At 32.7% G+C, this 24,557-nt stretch carries 21 protein-coding genes and 1 tRNA gene; 8 read left to right on the top strand and 14 right to left on the bottom strand.

What is annotated here, in order from left to right; genetic code table 11:
* Nucleotides 1–5: 5 nt before the first annotated feature.
* On the bottom strand, nucleotides 6–989 hold the full coding sequence (locus B0A68_RS15140; protein ID WP_035687069.1) for a UDP-glucuronic acid decarboxylase family protein: 984 nt from the start codon (nucleotides 987–989) through the stop codon (nucleotides 6–8).
* Between the two features lie 166 nt (nucleotides 990–1,155).
* Between B0A68_RS15140 and B0A68_RS15135 the strand changes: the two genes are divergently transcribed.
* Complete coding sequence (locus tag B0A68_RS15135; protein ID WP_035687071.1) at nucleotides 1,156–2,232, top strand: glycosyltransferase; 1,077 nt, start codon at nucleotides 1,156–1,158, stop codon at nucleotides 2,230–2,232.
* Here the strand turns inward: B0A68_RS15135 and B0A68_RS15130 are convergent.
* The 8 genes from B0A68_RS15130 to B0A68_RS15095 all read right to left on the bottom strand — a co-directional run bounded on the left by B0A68_RS15130 (nucleotide 2,201) and on the right by B0A68_RS15095 (nucleotide 11,314).
* Complete coding sequence (locus B0A68_RS15130) at nucleotides 2,201–3,337, bottom strand: O-antigen ligase family protein (protein WP_240475267.1); 1,137 nt, start codon at nucleotides 3,335–3,337, stop codon at nucleotides 2,201–2,203. The two genes, B0A68_RS15135 and B0A68_RS15130, sit on opposite strands and share 32 nt — an antisense overlap.
* 139 nt (nucleotides 3,338–3,476) lie before the next feature.
* Nucleotides 3,477–4,541, bottom strand: coding sequence for a hypothetical protein (locus B0A68_RS15125; protein WP_035687076.1), 1,065 nt, complete (start codon nucleotides 4,539–4,541; stop codon nucleotides 3,477–3,479).
* A gap of 15 nt (nucleotides 4,542–4,556) precedes the next feature.
* A complete protein-coding gene (locus B0A68_RS15120; RefSeq protein WP_035687079.1) occupies nucleotides 4,557–5,861 on the bottom strand; it encodes an MATE family efflux transporter in 1,305 nt (434 codons plus the stop codon).
* A gap of 46 nt (nucleotides 5,862–5,907) precedes the next feature.
* The gene (locus B0A68_RS15115) at nucleotides 5,908–6,894 is read right to left on the bottom strand and encodes a hypothetical protein (RefSeq protein WP_035687082.1); all 987 of its coding nucleotides are present in this window, start codon (nucleotides 6,892–6,894) and stop codon (nucleotides 5,908–5,910) included.
* Nucleotides 6,895–6,903: 9 nt separating this feature from the next.
* Nucleotides 6,904–8,583 (bottom strand): DUF6909 family protein, encoded by a 1,680-nt coding sequence (locus B0A68_RS15110; RefSeq protein ID WP_035687085.1) that lies wholly within the window; start codon nucleotides 8,581–8,583, stop codon nucleotides 6,904–6,906.
* A gap of 74 nt (nucleotides 8,584–8,657) precedes the next feature.
* A complete protein-coding gene (locus B0A68_RS15105) occupies nucleotides 8,658–9,233 on the bottom strand; it encodes a transposase (protein WP_035687087.1) in 576 nt (191 codons plus the stop codon).
* A gap of 81 nt (nucleotides 9,234–9,314) precedes the next feature.
* A complete protein-coding gene (locus tag B0A68_RS15100) occupies nucleotides 9,315–10,799 on the bottom strand; it encodes a GH3 auxin-responsive promoter family protein (RefSeq protein ID WP_035687090.1) in 1,485 nt (494 codons plus the stop codon).
* An 11-nt stretch (nucleotides 10,800–10,810) separates the two neighbouring features.
* Nucleotides 10,811–11,314, bottom strand: a complete 504-nt coding sequence (locus B0A68_RS15095; RefSeq protein WP_035687093.1) for a hypothetical protein — start codon at nucleotides 11,312–11,314, stop codon at nucleotides 10,811–10,813.
* A 210-nt stretch (nucleotides 11,315–11,524) separates the two neighbouring features.
* Between B0A68_RS15095 and B0A68_RS15090 the strand changes: the two genes are divergently transcribed.
* Entirely contained in the window at nucleotides 11,525–11,707 is a 183-nt protein-coding gene (locus B0A68_RS15090) for a Sec-independent protein translocase subunit TatA/TatB (RefSeq protein WP_035687096.1), read from the top strand.
* Between the two features lie 112 nt (nucleotides 11,708–11,819).
* Entirely contained in the window at nucleotides 11,820–13,217 is a 1,398-nt protein-coding gene (locus tag B0A68_RS15085; RefSeq protein ID WP_035687099.1) for a glycosyl hydrolase family 8, read from the top strand.
* 68 nt (nucleotides 13,218–13,285) lie between these two features.
* On the opposite strand, the gene B0A68_RS15080 is transcribed toward B0A68_RS15085, so the two are convergent.
* Entirely contained in the window at nucleotides 13,286–15,409 is a 2,124-nt protein-coding gene (locus tag B0A68_RS15080) for a Tex family protein (protein ID WP_035687101.1), read from the bottom strand.
* A gap of 116 nt (nucleotides 15,410–15,525) precedes the next feature.
* Here B0A68_RS15080 and B0A68_RS15075 point away from each other — a divergent pair, with 116 nt between their 5' ends.
* The gene (locus B0A68_RS15075) at nucleotides 15,526–15,792 is read left to right on the top strand and encodes a DUF1294 domain-containing protein (RefSeq protein WP_035687104.1); all 267 of its coding nucleotides are present in this window, start codon (nucleotides 15,526–15,528) and stop codon (nucleotides 15,790–15,792) included.
* A gap of 145 nt (nucleotides 15,793–15,937) precedes the next feature.
* Here B0A68_RS15075 and rpiB read toward each other — a convergent pair whose 3' ends face one another.
* On the bottom strand, nucleotides 15,938–16,369 hold the full coding sequence (gene rpiB, locus B0A68_RS15070; RefSeq protein WP_035687107.1) for a ribose 5-phosphate isomerase B: 432 nt from the start codon (nucleotides 16,367–16,369) through the stop codon (nucleotides 15,938–15,940).
* Between the two features lie 778 nt (nucleotides 16,370–17,147).
* Nucleotides 17,148–17,381 carry a putative signal transducing protein gene (locus B0A68_RS15065; RefSeq protein WP_035687110.1) on the bottom strand — a complete coding sequence of 78 codons (234 nt, stop codon included), beginning with the start codon at nucleotides 17,379–17,381 and terminating at the stop codon, nucleotides 17,148–17,150.
* Nucleotides 17,382–17,490: 109 nt separating this feature from the next.
* Here B0A68_RS15065 and rnr point away from each other — a divergent pair, with 109 nt between their 5' ends.
* The 3 genes from rnr to B0A68_RS15050 are packed head-to-tail and all read left to right on the top strand — an operon-like array spanning nucleotide 17,491 to nucleotide 21,060.
* On the top strand, nucleotides 17,491–19,671 hold the full coding sequence (gene rnr / locus B0A68_RS15060) for a ribonuclease R (protein ID WP_035687114.1): 2,181 nt from the start codon (nucleotides 17,491–17,493) through the stop codon (nucleotides 19,669–19,671).
* Nucleotides 19,672–19,696: 25 nt separating this feature from the next.
* Nucleotides 19,697–20,365, top strand: coding sequence for a head GIN domain-containing protein (locus B0A68_RS15055; RefSeq protein WP_035687117.1), 669 nt, complete (start codon nucleotides 19,697–19,699; stop codon nucleotides 20,363–20,365).
* 14 nt (nucleotides 20,366–20,379) lie between these two features.
* Nucleotides 20,380–21,060: a LysE family translocator gene (locus B0A68_RS15050; protein WP_035687120.1), complete on the top strand. Its 681-nt coding sequence runs from the start codon at nucleotides 20,380–20,382 to the stop codon at nucleotides 21,058–21,060.
* Between the two features lie 626 nt (nucleotides 21,061–21,686).
* Here the strand turns inward: B0A68_RS15050 and B0A68_RS24495 are convergent.
* Together B0A68_RS24495 and folB are read right to left on the bottom strand one after the other, a co-directional pair.
* Nucleotides 21,687–21,757, bottom strand: a tRNA-Cys gene (locus B0A68_RS24495).
* A 94-nt stretch (nucleotides 21,758–21,851) separates the two neighbouring features.
* Nucleotides 21,852–22,211: a dihydroneopterin aldolase gene (folB, locus tag B0A68_RS15045; RefSeq protein WP_035687122.1), complete on the bottom strand. Its 360-nt coding sequence runs from the start codon at nucleotides 22,209–22,211 to the stop codon at nucleotides 21,852–21,854.
* A gap of 107 nt (nucleotides 22,212–22,318) precedes the next feature.
* Here folB and B0A68_RS15040 point away from each other — a divergent pair, with 107 nt between their 5' ends.
* A complete protein-coding gene (locus B0A68_RS15040; RefSeq protein ID WP_035687124.1) occupies nucleotides 22,319–24,436 on the top strand; it encodes a glutamine--tRNA ligase/YqeY domain fusion protein in 2,118 nt (705 codons plus the stop codon).
* The last annotated feature ends 121 nt before the right edge of the window (nucleotides 24,437–24,557 follow it).

The raw sequence follows: 24,557 nt of genomic DNA, 5'->3' as shown, positions 1-24,557 counted from the left end.
AACTTTTATTTTATATAATTTGAAAAGTCTTTATGCTCTTCTTTAGAAAGTTCTTCTTTAGAAAGTGATCTAAAATAATCGTATGTAATCTTCATTCCCTCCGAACGGCTTACTTTTGCTTCCCAGCCTAGTAATTGTTTTGCTTTTGTAGTGTCGGGCTGGCGCTGTAAAGGATCGTTAATTGGCAGCGGATGATAAACCACTTTTTGATTTGTTCCTGTGAGTTTTATAATTTCTTCAGCAAAATCTTTGATCGTAATTTCATCAGGATTTCCAATATTTACCGGATATACATAATCAGAATGCAATAATCTAAAAATTCCTTCTACCTGATCGTCAACATAACAGAAAGAACGCGTCTGCATGCCGTCACCAAAAATAGTTAAATCCTCACCGCGAAGTGCCTGTCCGATAAATGCCGGAATAACACGACCGTCATTTAATCGCATTCTTGGTCCGTAAGTATTAAAAATACGCACAATCCTGGTTTCTACACCATGAAAAGTATGATAAGCCATTGTAATAGATTCCTGAAAACGTTTGGCTTCGTCATAAACGCCTCTCGGTCCAATTGTATTTACGTTTCCGTAATATTCTTCTGTCTGAGGATGTACCAAAGGATCTCCATAAACTTCTGAAGTCGAAGCAATCAAAATTCTGGCTTTTTTGACTCTTGCCAAACCTAATAAATTATGTGTTCCTAGTGATCCTACTTTTAAAGTCTGAATCGGAATTTTTAAATAATCTATAGGACTTGCCGGAGATGCAAAATGTAAAATATAATCTAAATCGCCCGGAATATGAACAAACTTCGTGATATCGTGATGGTAAAATTCAAAATGCTCCAATTTGAATAAATGTTCAATGTTTTTAAGATCTCCTGTTATCAAATTATCCATTCCGATAACATAATATCCTTCTTTGATAAACCGATCGCATAAATGTGATCCTAAAAAACCTGCTGCTCCGGTAATGAGTACTCTTTTCATAATTATTATGTTGAACCTTTATTTTTGGTAATATCTGTAAATAAGCACAAATGTAATAAAATATTAGACTTTTAAATTATGTAATATTTTTACTAAAATGTTAGATTAATTTTTGATTCATTATCGATTGGTTTATCCTATTTTTACGCAACTAAATTAATTTGTTTTGAAAGTTGTACATGTTGTTGAAGCGCTAGAAGGTGGTGTGTATACTTACTTTAAAGATTTGTCGACTTTCTTTGGAGACAAAGAAATAAGCAATGCTGTAGAAACCACTATCCTTTACAGCGGACATAGAAATGGTGTTAGTCCTGAAAAAGTAAATGCTGAGTTTTCTACAGGAGTCAGATTGATACATTTAAGTATGGTTCGGGAAATTTCGCCGTTAAAAGACTTAAAATCTACAATTAAGCTAATTCAAGAACTTAAAAAAATCAATCCGGATATCGTTCATCTTCATTCCTCAAAAGCCGGAGTATTGGGCAGAATTGCTTGTTTTTTTTTATTCAAAAAAAAGAAGCTTTTTTATACACCGCACGGTTATGCTTTTTTGAGAACCGATATTTCTAAAAATTCACGCAGATTATATTCTATAATTGAGAATCGTTTTCAGCAGATTTTTGGCGGAACAATAATTGCTTGCGGCGATACCGAATTTGAAATCGCTAAAAAAATAGGGCCTTCAAAATTAGTCCGAAACGGAGTTGATATCTCAGAGATCCGCCAGTACTTTTTACCTCATCATAATTCAAAATTAACTGTCGGAATTCTGGGTCGAATTACAGCTGCACGAAATCCTAAGCTCTTTAATGATATTGCTTTACGTTTTCCGGAATTCGACTTTGTCTGGATCGGAAACGGCGAATTAAATGCACTAATTACTGCTCCAAACATAAAAATAACCGGCTGGATTTTAGATAAAAAAAAGGTTTTTGAAGAATTAAACGCCATTGATATCTACCTGCAAACCTCACTTTGGGAAGGTTTGCCAATTGCCGTTTTAGAAGCTATGGTTTTAGAAAAACCAGTTGTTGCAACCAACATTATAGGAAATAAAGATCTCGTGCTGCAAAATCAGACTGGCTATTTATTTGATAAAATAGAAGAATTAAATTCTTATTTTGAAATCTTAAAGGATCATCAAACGAGAATTTCTTTGGGTCAAAATGCTTTTAGAAGAACTCAGGAATTATTCGATAAAAATAAAAGTTTTAACCAGCTCCTTGATCTTTATAAAGAATAGCTTTTTGCTGCAGCCAGAAGCCGGCAAAGACAGAGGACCAAAAACCGCTAAAAGCTATTCCGTCAAAACGAAGCAGAAAATCATCTGTCAGATTTGAAATGAAAAAGATTATAAAAAACGAAAGTATTATTCCGTTTTTTAAATCATAACCCAAATACGCAATTGTAAACATATAAAGAAGAGCGACAATAGGCCCTAAAATTCCAAACTTTAATAAAAAATCAAGAAACTGATTGTGCGTCGGAAATTCATATTTGGCTAAAAAATGCTGATTGGTTGCTGCATAATATTTGTTTAATGCTGGTTTCCCGTTAGAAGCTCCAACTCCAAACGGAAGATTTTTTAGAGACAATTCCCAAGCCGATTTCCAGATGGAAACTCTGGTTACTAACGAATTGAAGACTTTTATTTCGGGATGATCAATTTCATCCAGTTTTCCAACTTTATCCATGTAAGCAAAAGTTACTGTGGAGTATTTCTCTTTCATATAAGGGTTTTTCTGAACGAATAAAAACAAAATTCCTCCCATTAAAACCAAAATAGTTACAGATGTAATTGCTATTTGCTTAATATTAAATTTACTTTCTACAGCAAAATAAAGAACTACTATAAAACCGATAAAAGCGCCTATTAAAGCTATTCTTGTATTGACAAAAAGCACGAAAAAGAAGGAAAGCAGAAATACAACAAACCGAAGCATTTTAAGAATTGGTTTTTCATTCTTCATAAAACTATAAAAAACAAAATAAAGCGCACACACAGATACAAAAGCCAAATGCATATTAAGTGCAGGAGCATGCATGCCAACACTGTCTGAAAATTTATAGCCTATTTCAAACAAGTCAATTCCGCCAGCGTATTTGCTGATTAATTCGGGATAAATGAGGTTAAACCGAATCAGGAAAAACAGCATTACAACTGTTGTTATACTATAATAAATCTGAGTTATTTTTAAAAAATCAATTCGTTGATAATTTCCTATTATAAAAATTGGGAACAATACTAAAGAGGTACTTTTTTCGAGTGCTTTTAATCCTTTTAAATACGAATCATTATTCCAGAAAAGTAGTATTTCCAGCAAAATTGGAGATGAGATACAGACCATTAAAATTAGTGCTGTTTTGGTAAATTTTAATTTTCTAATGAATATTAAATTAAAGACTCCAAAAACAATAATGAGGATAGAACACGGCTTTCTGAAGATCATCAGGATCGCTATGAGACACAGGAAAACAGTGAAGATTTTATTGAAGTTCTTTTCTGAAAGATTCATAGTACAATGCAAAATAAATTAAAGGAAAAATGCCTATTTTATGACGGACAGCGGTACCTAAATCGGGCTCAAAAACGCCCTGTACGATAAAGAACGAAAAGATTATTAATAAAATCAAAAGTTCTTTTGGATATTTTTTTCTTTCTCTCAAACATTTAGAAAACCGAACAATCAAGATATAAAACAATAAAAGCTGCCAAATAATAAATACTATAATCTGCGGAGAAAAAATATGTTTTAAACCATTTACCGGAATATTTACTGTAAAAAAACCATAAAAAATACCAACTGCTTCTCCGTACCAAGTATCTGTTTTTACAGGTGAAATTATGATAGAATTTGCATCTGAAGAACCCATTCTATCGCTGTTTACCAATTCTCTGCTGATTTCTGAAAGATATTTTCCTTTTAGAATTCCGTGGCTGAAAGACAAAAAAACAGCAATTAACAGTCCGTAAAAAATGGTCTTTATGGTTTTGTTTTTAAAACTTACCAGACTAATCAAATACATACCACCTCCGATAATGGGAATCAAGGCGTAATAAGGGCGATAAAACACTCCAAAAACTAGTAATAGGAGTACAGTGTATAATATTGTTTTTTTTAACGAAATCTGGTTGTTTAAACACATAAAAACAATTGGAGAAACGTACAAGAAAGTAATGAATTCTTTTGATGGCATAGAAGTAAAAATAGCAATCATTACGATTCCTAAATACACCAAAATGTTCTTGACATTTATTTTTTCGAAATTATCAGGAACTCCTATTTTGTATAAAATAAATAAGAGAATAGGAAATTGGATCAATGCAATTACGGGATAAGGTAAATAACGAAGTCCCGAAATTTTATATAATAAGATCGTTACGGGATAACTTCCAAAAAAACCAATTTCGTTTCCGTTATCATAAACAATAATCGCAGCATCATAAAAAAACTTTGGCGGTAAAACAAAATACGCCGCAAATGCAACGACCAAATTGGCGGCCGCAATCAGTAAAAATGCTGCTGTATTTTTTTTTATCAGGTATTGCATATTATTTTGAATTGCTTAATGCAAAAAAACTTTTACTTTATCTTTTTTGAAAACGATTACCGCTGAGACAAAATTCCAGAAAAAGGTACTTGAAACAAAAGCAATCGCTGCGCCGGTCATACCATAAACCGGAATTAAAAATCGATTTAAAACAAAATTAAGAATGACTGCCAAAACTAAAATCACCTGAAATATATGCTGTCTCCCAGTCATATTTAGATAAACAGGAACAGAACCAAATGCAGAACAAATTCCCTGACCGATGATCAAAATCAAGAAAGCATCTTTGGCCGCAATATATTGACTCCCAAAAGAAGCCAGTACATATTCTGAAAAAATACACAATAAAACGATCACCGGAAATGTAATTCCGAAGATTAACCGAACGCTGTTTCGAACTACTTTTTGCAAATCGGCGATTTTTGAATTAAAAAAAGACTCTGCTATTTTGGTCGAAACCGTGATGTTTATTGTCAAAACGATTACCGTAACAATGGTCATTATTTTAACTCCAACCGAATAAAAAGCTACTGTCTCGTCGTTTCGGTATTTCTTTAAAAACATAATATCAAAACACATTAGTAAAAACATTGCCATACCGCTGATCGCAATTGGATAAGATTTTAGAAATACTTCTTTATGCGAAATTTTTTCTATAACTGTGTTTTCAGCCGTGTTTTTAAAATATTTGTAAACCAATAAAGAGCTTATTAAAGACAGGAAAACATAACCGCTCAAAAAAACATCTACCAAATAATTTTCCTGATGCCAATAAAACAGAACTACAGAGCCAACAATCAAAGGAACATATTTTATTATATTTCGAAATAATTCAGCTACATACAATTTATCCAGAGCTCTAAAAACTTCTGTATTTATTGTTGATATTCCGTAAAAAAACAACGCTGCGGCTCCTTTTAAAAATATGGAATATACTTCCTGATCTGAAAAATAGCTGTTTATTAATTTTTTATCGATAATTAAAACTATTAATAAAGCGGTTATAGAAGCGGCAAAAACCATAACAGCCATTTTGATATAAATATTTTTGAGTTCATCGAGAGCATTGAGACTTGCTAATCGTCCTTTAAAATATAATATTGACTGATCAAAACCCAGCATGCAGATACTGCTTACCGCCAGCAGAAAAGAGCGTGCAAAATCATACTGTCCTACTAATTTCGGACTGTACGATTTGGTTAAAAAAATAGTAAAGCCAAATAACAAAAGAACTCCAAAAACCCTTAAAAACAAAGTGCTGAGACTTTGCTTTAAAAATGGATTTCTAGAGATTTTCTCAAATATGTTATTTGTTTTCAATTGAGTTTTATGATGGGTGAAAGAATAAAAATGTGTTTTTTAAACTTTATCTTGTCTGCGTTTTTAAAAGCTGTTTTCTATAAAAGCCTTGAAATAAGCTGATACAAACGAAAATAAAAATAAAAATAAAAGGAATTACAAATTTAAAAATACCGTTGGTGAATTTAGTATCATTGATGTTAAGTGCAGCATTTATATCTTTTATCGTTTTGTCATAACTAATCAATTTTAATCTGTTTTTTCCCTGGTCGATTATTAAATTTTGTTTTGTTTTAATAATATCGTTTAGCTGTGTGTTTTCGTTATAATACACGAGTTTATCATTCTTGGCTGTATTTTTTACAGTATTAGAAAAACCATTCAAAACAGTATTAATCTGCGAAATTATAGTATCGTTTTGAGTAATCTGTTTCTGCAGGTTTTCAAATTCTGCTTTCTGAACTTCTGCGAAATAAGCAGAATTATTCAAATATTTTAATAACGGTTTCTCAATGTCCTTTTCGTCTGTTTCTGTATTAGAAACAAAATTTATAGTATGAAACGTATAATTTTTGCTGGTAACATTGTCTTCTAAAATTTTTTTGACATCTCCAACCTCAGCCATTATTTTTATCAGTTCCAGATTTTGTTCTCTGTCCTGAATAAACTTATAAACGTCGGCAAGGGGTTTAATTTCGATTTTTTTCAGGGCTTCTGGACGGGAAATACCAATAGTGTTTTTTAAGAAAACAGTATCTCCAGAAGCAATTTTTGCCTGAATTAAATCAATTTTTGTGTACAAATAATCTACGCTTCCAAAATTTGGTGTTACTATAATCTGATTTTTAAACGTTTTTTTGTTTGAATCTAAATACCAGCCCAATCCAAATCCCAGAATAACCAGAACAAGAACTATAATCCAATTTCTGATAAAAAACTGGATCGCTTTAAAAATCGAGAAACTTACTCTATCAAAAAAGCTTCCGATGCTTTTTGAAAGCTGAAAAATATCAATTTCCTGATTTTCATGATTTTGGGGTAAATTTGTACTCATTTTTAAAGGTTATTTTACGTTAAAAATTTGTTCTAAAATTTTAATGGTAATCAAATAAGTTGGTTTTACACCCGTAGTTCCCAATCCGCCCGAAGCCAATGTACTTCCGGTTTCCAGAGGATTATCCGATGCATAATAGGCATAACGAACCTTAACATCATGAGGCACACTTTTTCTGATTTTTGAGGCAGATTGTATTGCTTTTTGATAATAAGAACCTTCCATTTCTAGTCCGATTACACCCCAAGTCGACTCGTGAAAGAATTTTAATAAATCTCTATTTTGAAGTGATGTTCCTAAAACGGTTACCATTGCACCTTCAAAAACAGCGATGTCATTTCCTTCAAACATGGCGCCTGTTAATTCATTTTCGAAGAAATAATTATCTGCCGTTCCTTCATTAATGTGTGCGGTCGGAATCATGATATCTCCTTTTCCGCCTTCCAGAATTCCCGCTTTCCCCATTATAGAAACCGATCTTACATTTAGTAAAGTCTCTTTTTTATAGGGTTTTAAAAGTTCGTCGATGGTTTCGTAAGCCTGCTCGCCAAACGCATAATCCATTACAATGATAACGGGTTTTTCTTCGTCTATATTCCCGTATGAAAAAGCTGTTTTAGACCAGTCAATTTTCGCCGTATCAAAAATCTGAACATCAATATTAGTTCCAGATGTATCTGGAAGTGAAATCATTCCGTTTTTTAAAGCCAATTCTTCAACAATATTTCTCGTGTCTTTTGCTCCAGATTTGCTCAGCTCTTCATAAATAAAGAAATCTGTCTTGTCTTTGAATTTTGGTTTTAGTAATGGTGTAGCAAAAATAGAATTCATTACACTGTGCATGTTTGCACTTATTACGTGAATAGGGCGTTTTAAAAGATTATTTTCTTTTAAAACTTCTTTGATGTTGGTTGCCCAAATCTCTCCATGAATGTGGTGTCCTAAACGTTCTCTTAAAACCGGACTAAAAGTTATAGTACGTTTATTATTATCTACTACTTCTTCTATGGCCAGTTTTCCTAACCAGTAAATAACATTTAAGAAACGATCCGGTTCATTTTCAGAACCAAAAGCATCATAAATGTCCAGAACTTCTTCAAAAGTTCTTGCTAAGATATTGGCAACATGCGATATTGCTTTTTCTTTTTCTATCTGTGGCAGTTTTTTTGTCTGCATCACTGCCTGCTCTAATTTCATCCAGTCGCGAGAAACTTCTCCTCCATCGTCTACTAAAACTCTGTTTTTTATTTTATGAGATTCGATGAAAATAAAAGTCAAATGCGTAAGAATATCATAAATATCAGAACGGCCGCGAGTAATTTCGACATTCATCTGCTCCTCGTCTATTCTGTAACAGTTTCTTCTTCTTTTTGGAGGAACAATCGCTTTAAAATGTGATTTAGAATATCCTTCGTCCGAAGTTAAATTGATAAATCGGCATTGTTCAATTCCTATCGGAAGACGCTCTATAACGTACAAAAGTCCGTTTAGTTCTACTTTTTCTTCGGCTATATTTCCGTAGATTTCAGGACGTAATGCTAATAATGATTCTCTTAAACTATCGCCAGAAACTCCCATAGGTTTATAAAAACCACGGTTGAATAAATGGCGCATTGTGATGTACATTTTTTCTATTGCTGCAGATGATTCCTGCGCTCTTGATCTTGATATATGTTTGGTTTCTTTCATGTATTTTTATTTTAAAACTCAAATGTAGGAAAATACAAAGCATGCCTTGTATCTACAATATCATTTTTTAAATATCATTTTGATTTTGATTTATTTTCTGTTTTAAATTTATCCTTTTCCCAATTTTCCGGATTTGAAACAATGTAATCAGAAATTTTTTGATAGGCAATATTGTTTCTAATGATGTTGTCATAAAATAATTTTTGCCATTGATGTGGATATCCTAATCTGTTAGCATGTTTTGTTACCGCAGATTTGTAGGATCCAACAATTGACGAAATGGTGTTTTTTCCAATGTTTTGAAAACGTTGAGAACCTGGTTTTTGTTGAGACAGGGCATGCCCTGCCTCAACTATATCAATATTGGTCGATTGTTTATCAATAATCAAAATTCCGTGAATATGATTTGGCATGACCACAAAATCGCCCAATTCAACGTTTTTATGATGTATGGGAATTTGATACCACAATATATCGGCAATAATACCTGCCTCTGACAAAACCATTTTACTATTTTGAATTTTTCCAAAATAATGTTCTCTTTCTTGTGTGCAAATTGTTATAAAATAGGCGCCATTCCAACCATAATCCCACCATTGTGCTCTTATTGAAGAAATACGATATTTATTTTGAAATTTTCCCTGATTCATTTTTAATTCACCTCTGCATCTTATTCATGTTGATAATAATAGAAGACAGAGCATGCCCTGTCCCTACTATTATTATCTAACTTATTTCAAATTATCTGCAATCTTTCTATCATTCGATAATCTCGGAATTTTATTCTGTCCGCCCAATTTTCCCTGCGATTTCATGTATTCCTGAAATCCGTTTTTTGAAACTTTGGTCACGACTACTTTTCTTAAAACATTTCCAGTAATTAAATCGTCGTAATAAATGTTTTGTTTTCGCATGGCATTGTCTATCGCTTCCGCGAAAGCGTCGAAATTTTCAGGCTCATTTTCAAATTCTATCAGCCATTCGTGATACGGCAATCCGCTTGACGGCGTAATTTGCGGCGCAACAGTAAATTCGTTTATTACAATGTTTGTGTCTGCCGTTGCTTCTTTCATGGCTTTTTCTACTTCGTTTGCAATAACGTGTTCTCCAAAAGCAGAAATATAATGTTTGATACGCCCGGAAACTATAAGACGATACGGAGCTAAAGATGTAAACTGAACCGTATCACCAATATTATAACCCCAAAGTCCGGCATTAGTAGAAATAATTAAAGCATAATTTACGCCCTTTTCTACTTCGCCAATAGTATATCGTTTTGGGTTTTCTATAAAGAATTCATCGGCTTTTATAAATTCGTAGAAAATTCCCGAATTCAATAATAAAAGCATTCCTTTTTCTTTCTGAGAATCTTGGTAAGCAAAAAAACCTTCAGAAGCCGGAAACAACTCAATGCTGTCTACTTTCCTGCCAATCATCTGCTCAAATTTGGCGCGGTATGGTTCGTAGTTTACGCCTCCATAAATAAACAAATTGAAGTTTTTGAATATCTCACCTATTTTTTTGCCGCCGCTTTTTTCCTGTAAACGCTCAAAATACATCTGAACCCAGGACGGAATTCCCGAAATTACAGACATATCTTCTTTAATCGTTTCGCCTACAATAGCATTTACTTTAGTGTCCCAGTCTTCTATACAATTGGTTTCCCAGGAAGGCATTCGGTTTTTTTGTAAATATTTCGGAACAAAATGCGCCACAATACCGGAAAGTCTTCCAAAGTTGATTCCGTGTTTTTCTGTCAAAATTGGACTTCCCTGCAGGAAAATCATTTTTCCATCGACAAAATCTGCGTTTCGCGTTTCGTGAATGTAATGCAAAATTGCATTTCGCGCAGCTTCTATATGAAACGGCATTGATTCTTTGGTTAACGGAATATATTTTGCACCGGATGTAGTTCCGGAAGTTTTAGCAAAATAAAGTGGTTTTCCTTTCCAGAGAATATTTTCTTCTCCTGTTTTAATCTTATCAATATAAGGTTTTAAATCCTCATAATCACGAATCGGAACATGCTTCTGAAAATCAAGAACTGTTTTTATAGAATCAAAATGATGATCTTTTCCAAACTGGGTTTCTTTAGCATTTTTAATTAAACTCTTAAATACAGTCTCCTGCGTTTCGATTGGTTTATTGGCCCAAGCCAGCGTTTTGTGGTATATTCTTTTGGCAAATAATTTTGCCGCTACTGATTTAATAGACATCTTTTACGAGATTATTTCTTGTCTTTTTTATTTTTATTTCGAGCTTTTTCGGTTGGCTGGGCATCTTCTTTGGCTACTTCTTCCCTTAATTTTAGTTCTTCTTCACCGGCTTTCATATTTACATCGGGACTTTCTTCTGTTTCTGATATGATCGAATCCTTATTAAATTTTGCGTAATCCAGTTCGCCTTTCAAAACTTTCTGAATTCCTTTTATATAGGCTTCATTTTTTCTTAAAGCGGTTTCTAGAGAATCTGATTTTATAGCTAATTCGGTCGCATTACGCTTTAGGGCTGTAGAAGAATATCCTGGAATAAATTCGCGTAAAGGAGTAAAAGCAATGATAAAAGTAGTAATTGCAATTAAAAAAATACCGCCCAGAGTAAATGTTACAAAAACATTCATCATGTTAAGTTTGAACGAAAACCGCTCTTCAAAAGTATCTTCATTCAAAATTATCAACCGGCTTTTGATAAATAATCTTCTTCTGAAATTTTGTTTCTTTTTCTTCGTCATATGCTTATTAATAGAAGCAAATATAGTGATTAATCATATTGTTGATGCTTGTAGAAAATTTATGAATATACTAAATTTATCATTTTATAAAATATTTAACGCATCTAAAAACTAAGATTTTAATCCAAAAACTCTTTTTGTTCGTATATTTCTATATACATTTGCATAAAATTACAAAACAATTTGCTTCGGCATTAAATATAAACAGCCATGGGAAGATTAGGTCTTACAGAAATCCTCGTAATAGTAGGTATTGTTATATTACTTTTTGGAGGGAAAAAAATTCCAGAATTAATGAAAGGTTTAGGAAGCGGAATTAAAGAATTTAAAAACGCTGCTAAAGACGATCAGCCTGCTCCTTCAGCTAAAAAAGAAGAAGAAGAAATTAAATAATTAATTTTTAACTTATTAAATCCCAAACAAAAATCATACGATTTTTGTTTGGGATTTTTTTTATATCAAAAAAATCTTATTTTTAGAGTCCCAAATCTTATCAATAATAAATATGAAAAACCTACTTCTATTTAGTATTGCTTTTTTGTGTCTCGAAAGTTATTCGCAAAAGCAATCCTTTCCAGCCAGTACTGTCTATTCTTATGGCATTATGGCCGGAACAAAAAACAGCCAGGATGCTGTAACCAACTACCAGCTTTGGAAAAGCAATTTTGTTGAAAAATGTAATAACGCGCGGTACCGGGTAAAATTTGATACTCCGTCTGAGACCGTTTCTGAAGGAATTGGATACGGAATGCTCCTTGCAGTTTACGCAACAGACAAAGAACTTTTTGACGGATTCTGGCTTTATTATAAAGATAATGTCAATTCTAATGGTGTTATGAACTGGAAAATCAACGGATGTTCTGGAACTCATAGCCCTAACGGTGCAACCGATGCCGAACTGGATGTTGCTTTTGCGCTTATCGTCGCCGATTTTCAATGGGGAAGCACTGGAAGTATCAATTATAAAAATGATGCTAAAAGCTTGATCACAACGATTAAACTTCATGAAATTGAAGCTAATACATTTGTACTGAAACCGGGAGATCAATTCGGCGGAAGCCAAATTACAAATCCTTCTTATTTTTCGCCAGCATATTACAGAGCTTTTGGAGCCTTTACTAATGATGTTTCTTTTTGGAATTCTGTTGCGGCAAAATCATATACCATTATTAACAACAATCTGACAGTAAACAATGCAGTAGGTGGTTTGGTTTCTGACTGGTGTACTGCTGCGGGAACTTATTCTTCTGAAGCGGGAATTTATAAATATGACGGTAAGACATATAATTACGATGCTGTAAGAACGCCTTGGCGCATCGCGGTAGATTATGTTTGGTACGGAACTGCTGATGCAAAGACTTATGTTAAAAAATCATCTGATTTTGTACGTGTAAATCTTGGCGGTACTTCAAATATTAAAGATGGATATAGTCAGGACGGAAGTTTGGTCGGGCAATGGCATAATGCAACTTTTGTTGGAGCTTTTGCGTGTGCAGCAATGGGAGGAGATAATCAAATACATTTGAATGAATCTTATACCGATCTTAAAAATCTAAACGAGCCCAACAGCTACTTTAACCAAACACTGAAAACATTATATACTTTTTTGTTAACAGGTAATTTCTATTTACCATCAAATGCTACTCTATCTAATGATAATTTTGATATTGAAAAATCTACTGTTACGCTTTTTCCAAATCCGAGCGCTGATCGAATTACAGTTAACGCACCTGAGCGATCAACTATTTATGTAATTTCTGCTTCTGGAAGTATTATTCACCAGCAAAAATCAACTTCAGAAACAACCGAAATAAATCTTGCCAATCAGGCTTCTGGAGTTTATTTTGTAAAAATAGCCAACGATGATTTTAAGAGCATTACCAAAAAAGTAATTCTGAATTAAGTACAAATAGAAACTCCCAAATTGCATCTGTAATTTGGGAGTTTTTTTATAATACTGTTTTTATACTTTTAAAGTACCATTGTCAGCTGAATTCGCTTTCTGTCTTCATCAACTTCGGTAACCTTCACATCAACATGCTGGTGTAGTTTTACCACTTCGTTTACGTCGCTTACAAATCCGGCTTTTAACTGCGAAATGTGAACCAGTCCGCTTTCCTTGATTCCGATATCAACAAAACAGCCAAAATTGGTAATATTGTTAACAATTCCTGGCAGAATCATTCCGGTTTTCAAATCTTTAATCGATTTTACATTTGCATCAAATTCAAAAACCTTGGCCGACTTTCTTGGGTCTAATCCAGGCTTTTCAAGCTCTTTTATGATATCTTTCAGCGTTAATAAACCAATTTCGGGTGTAATATAGTTTTCGGCCTTGATTAAGGCTGTTTTCTCTTTGTTGGCAATTAAGTCGTTTACTGATAATTTCAAATCTTTCGCCATTTTCTCTACAACGGGATATGCTTCCGGATGCACAGCCGAATTATCCAGCGGATTTTTTGCATTCGAAATTCTAATAAACGCCGCCCCCTGCTGATATGCTTTATCGCCCAGACGAGGCACTTTTTTAAGTTGCTTTCTGTCCTCAAACGGACCGTTTTCTGAACGGTACTGCACAATGTTTTCGGCCAGTTTTTCTCCTATTCCACTCACATAACTCAGCAAATGTTTACTTGCCGTATTGATATTGATTCCAACTGAGTTTACGCAGCGAATTACGGTATTGTCTAGTTCTTCTTTTAGTTTAGTCTGATCAACGTCGTGCTGATATTGGCCTACGCCGATTGCTTTTGGATCTATTTTTACTAATTCGGCCAAAGGATCTGAAAGTCTGCGTCCAATTGAAACTGAACCACGAACGGTTACATCATAATTAGGAAATTCTTCTCGCGCAATTTTTGAAGCCGAATATACCGAAGCTCCAGCTTCTGAAACAATAAAAACTTGCAGCGGTTTATCGAACGCGATTTTTTTAATGAAAAATTCGGTTTCACGAGAAGCAGTTCCGTTTCCGATGGAAATTGCATCAATCTGGTATGCGTTTACCATCGAACGGATTTTCTTGATCGCCATGGTTTCCTCATTTTGAGGCGCATGCGGATAAATTGTTTCATTATATAATAGATCTCCTTTTTCGTCTAAGCAAACTACTTTACAACCGCTTCTAAATCCTGGATCGATTGCCAAAATTCGTTTTTCGCCCAAAGGCGGTGCCAATAAAAGCTGTCCTAAATTATTTGCAAAAACCTGAATAGAATTGGCATCGGCTTTTGCTTTTGCTTCCTGAAGACTTTCGTTTCCAATCGCAGGATTCAACAAACGTTTATAACTGTCTTCAATTGCTAATTGCAAATGTGCTGTTGTGTTATTTTGTTTTTTTATAATGATTTCATCAATCACATCGTATGCATCGTCGATATCGACGTCAATTTTCATTTTAACAAATCCTTCATTTTCAGCACGAAGCATGGCTAATAATCGGTGAGAAGGTGCTTTTGTCAGCGGTTCTTCCCAATCAAAATACTGACTGAATTTTTGTGCGCCTTCTTCTTCAGCTTTCTTTTTTACCACTTTGGTTCCAATCGTTGCTTTTCGCTGAAACAATCTACGAAGCTGTTTACGAACATAAATATTTTCGTTAATCCATTCGGCAACAATATCGCGCGCGCCCTGCATTGCTGCTTCTTCGTTTATAACATTTTCATTAATGTATTGCGTCGAAATGAAATCAACATCAACATCATTTTCTGAAATAATTATTTTTGCCAAAGGCTCCAGACCAAATTCGCGGGCAACATCTGCTTTTGTTTTTTTCTTCTTTTTGTAGGGAAGGTAAAAATCTTCAATTTCCTGTAAATCAAAACTTTGTTCGATTTTTTGCTTCAAATCTGGTGTAAGCGCTTTTTGTTCTTCAATAGATTTTAGAACTGCTTCTTTACGTTTTACAATCGTTTCATACTCTTTTTGAAGCTTGGCAATCTGCTCAATTTGAACTTCATCCAGATTTCCGGTTGTATCTTTTCGGTAACGTGAGATAAACGGAATTGTACAATCTTCCTCTAATAATTTTACCGTGTTTTGAATGTTAATCGCTGCTGTTTGAACAGACTTTGCAATAAATTGAATATTAGTCATAGCTTTAAATGAGATAATTTCTTGATTATAAAATGACTTAATCTGTTTGTTTAAAACCTTAAACAGTTCATCATTCGCGGAGCTAAAATAATATCTTTGTTTCTAATTTTTAGCCAATGAAAGTTTTATTAATATATTTTTTAGTTATAAATGTTCTAGAGTTCGGTATTGCTGGTTATGATAAATCTATGGCCATTAAGCAAAAAAGACGAATCCCGGAAAATACACTGTTTTTCCTCGCATTTATTGGAGGTTCGATAGGTTTATTAACAGCAATGTTTCTATTTACTCACAAAACGAGTAAAATTTCCTTTATTTTAAAATTTGCAGGAATTATTCTTTTTCAAATAGCAATCGGTTATTTGATATTTACTTACAAATAATAGATATAAACAATGTTAATAACTTAAAAAATACATTTAACAAACTGATATATAGTGTTTTAAATAAATACACCGGATGAATTTAAAAAAATCCGCCCGGTGTGTTTATTTTTTTGGTGCGCAGCACCCGATTTTTTTTGACTTTTTACGAACAGGCTATTTTGTTTACTCTGTTTTGGTGTCTTCCGCCTTCAAAAGCTGTTGTCAAGAAAGTTTCGACAATTTCTACGGCTTGATGAATCGAAGTAAAACGTGCCGGAATACTCACAATATTGGCATCGTTATGTAAACGTGTCAAATATGCAATTTCTTTTGTCCAACACAATCCTGCTCTTACTTTTGGGTGTTTATTAACCGTCATGGCGATTCCGTTTCCGCTGCCGCAGATTACAATACCAAAATCTGCTTTTCCCTCAGATATATCATTAGCCACCGGATGTCCATAATCAGGATAATCTACAGAATCTTCAGAGTCAGTTCCATAATTGGTTACTTCATATCCTTTTGCTTTAAGCATTTCTACAATTGCTTTTTTATATTCTGGTCCGGCGTGGTCGTTTCCTATCGAAATTTTCATTTTTTATACTATTAAGTTGTGTTACGCAAATTTACTCAATTAATGAATGTTTGCCATGAATTTCTCTAATTTTCACAAATTCTTTTCTTTATAAACACAATCTAAACATTACAATATTAATTAGTGTACATGATGTAATGTGTGCCCAAAAACCTTTATTTACAACTATCTTACTGTCAAAAACTTATCAGTTATTAACAATTTTGATAAGTATATAATACACTGATAATCAATAAATAATAGACATTTTTTTTGTTAAATTTTTGAGGTGTTAATATCAAAACTTAAAGCCTTGATATTCAGTTAACTTTAAATTAACATTATTTGTTAATAAGTTGGAATAGAAAATTAGAAGTTTTTTTTGGTTGTGTCAAAAAAAAACCTAATCCAAAACTGAGATTAAAAAACCTAATAAAGTTTAAGGAATTTTTGGAAAAGTTATCAATACTAAAAATACCATTTTCAACAAATATCAACATATGAACTTATCTACAAAATGAATCTGTTTTTGGTTGTCAACCATTGTTAATTAAAATAAGAAAAGAGTTTAAAATTAATCATTTAACCAAATATAACTATGTTGATAACTCCCAATAACTAAGTAAAACTTCAATTCAATACTTTTAAAAATAAACTTATTCGACATATTAACACACTATAATAACCAACAAAATTTAATTAAATTTAAAATTCTTTTTTTGTTGTATTTAATATATGTTGAAAACTATTAAAGTTGAAAATCGAAAAAAAAATATTTTGAATTGAATTTGAACTGGAATCAGACAATTTTAAGAGGATTCTTGAGATTGTCCAGAATTTCCTGAACCTGATCGAAATCGTTGGGATGAACTTTGAGTTTGATTCCGCCAAGTGCCGCAGAGTACATAGGAATTACTGATAAAGTGTTTTCGTTTTCAAAAAAATAGGGTATCGCTTCCTGTTGTAATAAATGTTTAAGAATGACCGTTTCGTGGTCGTAATTGAATATGGCAATCGTTTTAAAGCTTTCCATAAAAGGTCTTTTTATAAAGATACGAAAGTTATAATTTTAATAATTCTATTTGTTAAAATCTTTTATCTGATATCTTATTTGTAATTTTAAACTTTATAAGAAAAGATATATGAGTAAGAAAATTAGAAAGCCGATAAAAAATGAGAAGGATTTCTCTAGTAAAATAATAAAAATTTTATCGCAAAGCCCTAACAAAGCATTCAATTACAAACAAATAGGAGCAAAGCTTGAACTTGACGATACAAAAAGCAGAAACCAAATTATAAAAGACTTAAAAATTCTGGCTGCTTCAAAAAAAATTATAGAAACAGAACCTGGAAAATATTTAGTAAAAGCTGAAAGTCAGGATTATTACGAAGGAACAATTGATATGACGAGCCGTAAAACAGCTTATTTTATTTGTCCTGATTTTGCAGAAGATGTTTTTATTCCGACCAATAATTTGAATCGTGCGCTGGATAAAGACAAAGTCAAAGTGTATGTTTACAACAGAAGAAAAGGAAAAAGACCTGAAGGTGAAGTAATTGAAGTTGTAGAAAGAAATAAAACAGAGTTTGTAGGAGTTATTGACATTCAGGCAAATTTTGCATTTGTTTCTACTGCAAATCCTAAAATGTATACCGATATTTTTATCCCAAAAGATAAAATAGGAGAAGCAGAAAACGGTGATGTTGTTTTGGTTACGATTGAAGACTGGCCAAAAAGAGCCGACAGTCCGTTTGGATCTGTGATTAAAGTTTTAGGAAAACCCGGAGAACACAATACAGAAATTCACGCCATTTTAGCAGAGTACGGTTTACCATCGGATTTTCCGGTAGAAGTAGAGGTGTATGCTCAAAAAATCGATACCTCAATTCAGGAAGCCGAAATTGCAAAACGACGTGATATGCGTGATACACTTACGTTTACGATAGATCCAAAAGATGCAAAAGATTTTGATGATGCCTTGTCTTTCAAAAAGTTAGAAAACGGAAATTACGAAATAGGAATTCACATTGCCGATGTTTCTTATTATCTGGAAGAAGGAACAATCCTGGATGATGAAGCGTATCAAAGAGCAACTTCGGTTTATTTGGTAGATAGAGTAGTGCCAATGCTTCCTGAAGTTTTATCTAATTTTGCCTGTTCTCTTCGTCCAAATGAAGAGAAGTATACATTCTCTGCCATTTTTGAAGTTTCAGAAAGCGCACAAGTTATTAACCAATGGTTTGGTAGAACTGTAATTTATTCAGATCAGCGATTTGCTTACGAAGAAGCACAGTATATTATTGAAACAAAAGATAATACGATTCCGTTGGATGTTTCAATTACAGGAGAATCTTATAAAGTTTCAGATGAAATAACAAATGCGACTTTAAAATTAGATGAATTAGCAAAGATTTTAAGAAAGAAAAGAATGCAGAATGGTGCTATTTCTTTTGATAAAGTCGAAGTAAAATTTAATCTGGATGCAGAAGGTGAACCAGAAGGCGTTTATTTTAAAGTTTCTAAAGATGCCAATCATCTGATTGAAGAATTTATGCTTTTGGCAAACAGAAAAGTAGCCGAGTATATCGGAAAACAAAAGAAAACATTTGTTTACAGAATTCACGATGAACCAAATGAAGATAAATTAATTGCGATGCAAACTGTAATTGCAAAGTTTGGTTATAAAATTGATTTTAGAAACAAAGGAGATATCTCGAAATCACTGAATGCTTTGATGGAAGAAGTAAACGGTAAGAAAGAACAGAATTTGATTGATACACTGGCGATTAGAAGTATGAGTAAAGCCAAATATTCTACAGAAAATATTGGTCATTACGGTTTAGCTTTTGATTATTACAGTCATTTTACTTCTCCAATTCGTCGTTATCCAGACGTTATGGTACACAGATTGCTGCAATATTATTTAGATAATGGAGCTTCTGTAGATGAAGAAGTTTATGAAACAAAATGTCTTCATTGTTCAAATATGGAAAGTTTAGCAACAAATGCTGAACGAGATAGTATTAAATACATGCAGGTTAAATACATGCAGGATCATCAGGACGAAGAATTTCTTGGAGTTATTTCTGGTGTTACTGAATGGGGAATTTATGTAGAAATCGTATCTAACAAATGCGAAGGTATGGTTAGAATACGCGAGATAAAAGACGATTATTATACTTTTGATGAAAAACAATATGCCTTAGTTGGTGCAACATCAAACAGTATTTTACAATTAGGAGATGAAATTTACGTTAAAGTAAAAAATGCAGATTTGGTTAAAAAACAATTGGATTTTCATTTTTTACGAAGAGCAGAATAGTTGTTAAATTTAAAAAAGAAGAAACATGAAAAAATTGATTATAGGCGCTGCAATATTGGTTGCACAATTATCTTTTGGTCAGGTTACCAAAGAATTAGGAGATTTTGATTCGGTTAAAGTTTTTGATAAACTAAGTATAAAATTAGTACAGTCATCAGAAAACAAAATTGTTATAAAAGGAGCTCGTGAAGCAGAAGTAGAAGTTGTTAACAAAAAAGGTTTACTAAAATTAAGAATGCCTTTTCCTAAATTATTATCTGGAGATGATCTTGATATTACTGTGTATTACAAACGTTTAGAACTAATTGATGTTAATGAAGGTGCAATAGTTTCTAGTAAAGAGACAATAAAATCTACAGCTTTTAAAGTTAGTGCGCAGGAAGGCGGAAAAATTAATATAAATTTGGATGTTGATAAACTAAATGTAAGTTCAGTATCCGGAGGAGAAATTACGCTTTCTGGTAAGGCGGCAAACTTAGATGCAGGTTTAGGAGCAGGCGGATATTTGCTTGCAAGTAAATTAGCTACCTCACAAACCAAAGTAAGCGTTTCTGCGGGAGGAAAAGCAGATGTGAATGCTTCGGTACTTGTAGATGCAAAAGTAAGCGCAGGAGGCTCTATTTACATTTATGGAAAACCAAAACAAATTAATCAGAAAACCGTTTTGGGAGGAAAAATCGAAGAAGTAAAGTAATTAATTCTATTTGAATGATAAATGATATTTTAGCTGGGCTGCCATGGGGACTTTTCCTAAGTTTTATGGTAGGCCCAGTATTTTTTATACTATTAGAAACCAGTATTACAAAAGGATTCAGAGCTGCAATAGTTTTTGATTTTGGTGTAGTATTAGGTGATATTTTTTTTATAGGAATTGCCTATTTAGGAAGCTATAGACTGATTCAGAGTTTAAAAGATAAACCTGCACTCTTTATTTTTGGGGGCATAATTATGCTGGCTTATGGAGTAATTTCTTTTGTACGATTACGAAATGAAGAAAAAATTGACGACGAAGAAATTGACCGTGATATAATAAAAAGAAACTACGGAAGTCTGTTTATTAAAGGTTTTTTACTCAACGTTATTAACATTGGTGTATTAGGTTTTTGGTTGGCCGTTATTATTTCTGTCGGACCAAAATTAGAAATGCAGAACTCAAGAATGTTTACATTTTTTACTTCAGTAATCATTACTTATTTACTTGTTGATTGTCTTAAAATTCTATTAGCAAAACAATTAAAAACTAAAATGACACCAACTAATATTCTAAAAATAAAGAAAGTTATTAGTATTGTTTTAATGGTTTTTGGAATCGCTTTAATTGTGCAAGGTTGGTTTCCTAAAGAAAAAGAAATGGTAAAAAATGCCTTTGAAAGAATTGAAAAAGAGTAGTCTAACTTTAAAAAAAATATGTGATATAAACTTTTACTTTTATAATTTAAAACCTCTCAATTTGAGAGGTTTTTTTATGCGTATAAACTTTGTCAAAGTTTAAAACTTTGACAAAGTTGACTCCAATTGTCTTTGCGAGGAACTAAGCAATCTCACTAGCATAAGTTTACAAAATGGATATACTAAATGAGATTGCTTAGTTGCTCTCAAAGACAAAAAAGAAAAATTAAGCACAAAAAAAGAGACACATTTCTGCATCTCTTTTAGAGGCATCGTGCGGATTCTAACCTAATGTTTATATAATTTTTTCTAAAAATTAATCATAAAAAACCTCCAAGTTTCCTTGAAAGTATAAAGGCATCGTGTGGATTCGAACCTAATGTTTATATAATTTTTCTAAAAATTAGTCATAAAAAAACCTCCAAGTTTCCTTGAAGGTTTTTGAGGCATCGTGCGGATTCGAACCTAATGTTTATATAATTTTTTCTAAAAATTAATCATAAAAAAACCTCCAAGTTTCCTTGAAGGTTTTTGAGGCATCGTGCGGATTCGAACCTAATGTTTATATAATTTTTTTCTAAAAATTAATCATAAAAAAAACCTCCAAGTTTCCTTGAAGGTTTTTGAGGCATCGTCCGGATTCGAACCGGAGTAGGAGCTTTTGCAGAGCCCAGCCTAGCCGCTCGGCCACGACGCCATTGCTTGAACGGATGGCAAAAGTAACTAAAATCTTTAAAATTCAAAAGATTAAAATGAAGTATTTTAAAAAATTAGTTTTTAAAGTAAAAAAATTACTTTCTAACTTCTGTCATTTTAATCGTAACAGATTCAACATCACCACCAATAGGAGGATTTATTTTAGAAACCCAAACTGTAGTTTTTTCTATTGTATTAATTTCTTCAAGGACGCGAATATTGATTCTTTTAGCCACATGCTCTAATAAATGCGAACGAATAGCCATTTCTTCGGTTACAATTTTGTTTAAATGAACATAATCGACCGTATCTGCAAGATGATCTGTTTGTGCTGATTTCTGTAAATTAGTTTTAATTTTTAGATCTACAGTGTAGTCAGATCCTATTTTTCCTTCTTCAATTAAACATCCGTGGTACGAAAAAGTGCGGATGTTTTTTAGTTTAATAACTCCCATTTTCTTGTTGTTTAAAGTTTAAAGTTTCAGGTTATACGCCACTTAAATAACTTTAAACCTGAAACCTGAAACCTTTTTTTTATCTTTGCTAAAATTACTATAAAATAATGGCATCAGAAGATAAATCACTCAATTTTATTGAACAAATCATAGAGGAAGATCTTAAATCAGGTCTTTCCCAAACTAAACTTCATTTTCGTTTTCCACCAGAACCAAATGGTTATTTGCACATTGGTCATGCAAGTTCTATTGCATTAAATTTTGGTTTAGGAATTGATTATCAATCTCCTGTAAATTTGCGTTTTGATGATACAAACCCTGAGAAAGAAGAGCAGGAATTTGTTGACGCCATTAAAAAAGATGTGGAATGGCTGGGTTATACCTGGGCAGAAGAACGTTATGCATCTGATTATTTCCAGCAATTATACGATTGGGCTGTTTTATTAATTAAAAAAGATAAAGCCTATGTTGACAGTCAGTCTTCTGAAGATATGGCGATTCAAAAAGGAACTCCGTCTACAGTTGGAACAGATAGTCCATTTAGAAATCGTTCTGTTGAAGAAAATTTAGATTTATTCGAAAGAATGAAAAACGGTGAATTTGAGGCTGGAACTCATATTCTTCGCGCCAAAATAGACATGAAATCAACCAATATGCTGATGCGTGATCCTATTATGTACAGGATTTTACACAGACATCATCATAGAACCGGAGACGATTGGAAAATTTATCCGATGTATGATTGGGCACACGGTCAAAGTGATTATTTAGAAGAAATCTCACACTCATTTTGTACACTCGAATTCTTGCCTCACCGCGAATTATACGATTGGTTTTTAGACCAGATTTTAGAAGATAATAAACTGCGCCCGAAGCAAAGAGAATTTGCAAGACGTAATTTATCACATACGGTTGTTAGTAAAAGAAAATTACAGCAACTCGTTAAGGAAAAGCATGTTAACGGTTGGGATGATCCAAGAATGTCAACCATTTCAGGTTTAAGAAGACGTGGTTATACAGCAGCATCTTTACGTAATTTTGCTAATACAATTGGTATTGCAAAACGTGATAACTTGATAAATGTATCGGTTTTAGAGTTTTGTATTCGTGAAGATTTGAACAAAATTGCACCTCGTGTGATGGCCGTTTTAGATCCTATAAAATTGGTTATTACTAATTATCCAGAAGGAAAAGAAGAGTGGCTGGAAGCCGAAAATAATCAGGAAGATGAGAATGCAGGTTTTAGAAAAGTACCTTTTTCACGTGAATTATATATAGAAAGAGAAGACTTTTTAGAAGATGCTCCGGCAAAATATTTCCGTTTGACTTTAGGAAAAGAAGTACGTCTTAAAAATGCGTATATCATTAAAGGAGAAAGTGTTATAAAAGATTCAGAAGGGAATATTACAGAAATTCATGTTACTTACGATACCGATTCTTTGAGCGGAAGCGGGACAGAAGCAAGTCAGAGAAAAGTGTCTGGAACCTTACATTGGGTTTCTATTTCTCATGCAGTAGAAGCAGAAGTTCGTTTGTACGATCGTTTGTTTACTGACGAAGCGCCGGATAGTTATAAAGAGAAAAATTTCTTAGATTTTGTGAATCCAAATTCATTAGAAATTGTAAAAGGATTTGTGGAACCAAGTTTAGCAACCGCTCAAAACGAAGATAAATTTCAGTTTCAGCGTTTAGGTTATTTTACGGTTGATAAAGACTCAACTCCTTCAAAATTAGTGTTTAACAAAACGGTTGGATTGAAAGATGCTTGGGAAGAAAAAGGTAAAAAAGAAGAAAACAGCATTAATAATTCTTTAAAAGAAATCAACAAATATTTTAAAGTTGAATCTAAACCAGAGCGAATTGCGATTGAAAGTGCAATAGGGGAGAACATAAAAAATGTTACTAGTTTTTCACTCATACAAAATTCGTTAAAGAAGAATATCAACAATAATAAAGCATCGCTTTTATTTGCTCAATTTATTTTGAAATATTCTAATTGGAAATCTCCGGATTTTGAAGAAGATGATATTAAAAAATTATATTCGATGTCTTTGAAAAGTGAATCAACTTACGTTCGATCAAAAGCACTTTTGAATTTAAGAGATTTAGAAAACGAAAGTTTGAGAAATCAATATGATGATGAAATTTTAAAATTATATTCTAATCCGCCGAAAAATGTATCGGATAGAGAAAAAGACATTTTATCTGAAATGGTAAAAATTTAAATAAATAAAATTGATTGAAAAGCGCTTTTTATAAGCGCTTTTTTTATTATTTATATTTTCTATTATTATTTATAAAACTATAAATTTATTAGATTAAAATCGGCTTTCATAAATTAATTTT

This window comes from Flavobacterium reichenbachii, assembly GCF_002217435.1.
GTDB lineage: Bacteria > Bacteroidota > Bacteroidia > Flavobacteriales > Flavobacteriaceae > Flavobacterium > Flavobacterium reichenbachii.
The sequence above is the reverse complement of the archived record's forward strand: the minus strand, read 5'-3'. Positions and strand labels throughout refer to the sequence as shown.

What these genes read in the sequence shown, in the direction of transcription:
- B0A68_RS15115 (WP_035687082.1), bottom strand. Translation starts at nt 6,894, where the DNA reads ATGAGTACAAATTTACCCCAAAATCATGAAAATCAGGAAATTGATATT.
- rpiB (WP_035687107.1), bottom strand. Translation starts at nt 16,369, where the DNA reads ATGAAAATTTCGATAGGAAACGACCACGCCGGACCAGAATATAAAAAA.
- B0A68_RS15130 (WP_240475267.1), bottom strand. Translation starts at nt 3,337, where the DNA reads ATGGTCTGTATCTCATCTCCAATTTTGCTGGAAATACTACTTTTCTGG.
- B0A68_RS15080 (WP_035687101.1), bottom strand. Translation starts at nt 15,409, where the DNA reads ATGACTAATATTCAATTTATTGCAAAGTCTGTTCAAACAGCAGCGATT.
- B0A68_RS15125 (WP_035687076.1), bottom strand. Translation starts at nt 4,541, where the DNA reads ATGCAATACCTGATAAAAAAAAATACAGCAGCATTTTTACTGATTGCG.
- B0A68_RS15110 (WP_035687085.1), bottom strand. Translation starts at nt 8,583, where the DNA reads ATGAAAGAAACCAAACATATATCAAGATCAAGAGCGCAGGAATCATCT.
- folB (WP_035687122.1), bottom strand. Translation starts at nt 22,211, where the DNA reads ATGGGAGTTATTAAACTAAAAAACATCCGCACTTTTTCGTACCACGGA.
- rnr (WP_035687114.1), top strand. Translation starts at nt 17,491, where the DNA reads ATGAGTAAGAAAATTAGAAAGCCGATAAAAAATGAGAAGGATTTCTCT.
- B0A68_RS15090 (WP_035687096.1), top strand. Translation starts at nt 11,525, where the DNA reads ATGGGAAGATTAGGTCTTACAGAAATCCTCGTAATAGTAGGTATTGTT.
- B0A68_RS15055 (WP_035687117.1), top strand. Translation starts at nt 19,697, where the DNA reads ATGAAAAAATTGATTATAGGCGCTGCAATATTGGTTGCACAATTATCT.
- B0A68_RS15075 (WP_035687104.1), top strand. Translation starts at nt 15,526, where the DNA reads ATGAAAGTTTTATTAATATATTTTTTAGTTATAAATGTTCTAGAGTTC.
- B0A68_RS15065 (WP_035687110.1), bottom strand. Translation starts at nt 17,381, where the DNA reads ATGGAAAGCTTTAAAACGATTGCCATATTCAATTACGACCACGAAACG.
- B0A68_RS15105 (WP_035687087.1), bottom strand. Translation starts at nt 9,233, where the DNA reads ATGAATCAGGGAAAATTTCAAAATAAATATCGTATTTCTTCAATAAGA.
- B0A68_RS15140 (WP_035687069.1), bottom strand. Translation starts at nt 989, where the DNA reads ATGAAAAGAGTACTCATTACCGGAGCAGCAGGTTTTTTAGGATCACAT.
- B0A68_RS15100 (WP_035687090.1), bottom strand. Translation starts at nt 10,799, where the DNA reads ATGTCTATTAAATCAGTAGCGGCAAAATTATTTGCCAAAAGAATATAC.
- B0A68_RS15085 (WP_035687099.1), top strand. Translation starts at nt 11,820, where the DNA reads ATGAAAAACCTACTTCTATTTAGTATTGCTTTTTTGTGTCTCGAAAGT.
- B0A68_RS15050 (WP_035687120.1), top strand. Translation starts at nt 20,380, where the DNA reads ATGATAAATGATATTTTAGCTGGGCTGCCATGGGGACTTTTCCTAAGT.
- B0A68_RS15095 (WP_035687093.1), bottom strand. Translation starts at nt 11,314, where the DNA reads ATGACGAAGAAAAAGAAACAAAATTTCAGAAGAAGATTATTTATCAAA.
- B0A68_RS15040 (WP_035687124.1), top strand. Translation starts at nt 22,319, where the DNA reads ATGGCATCAGAAGATAAATCACTCAATTTTATTGAACAAATCATAGAG.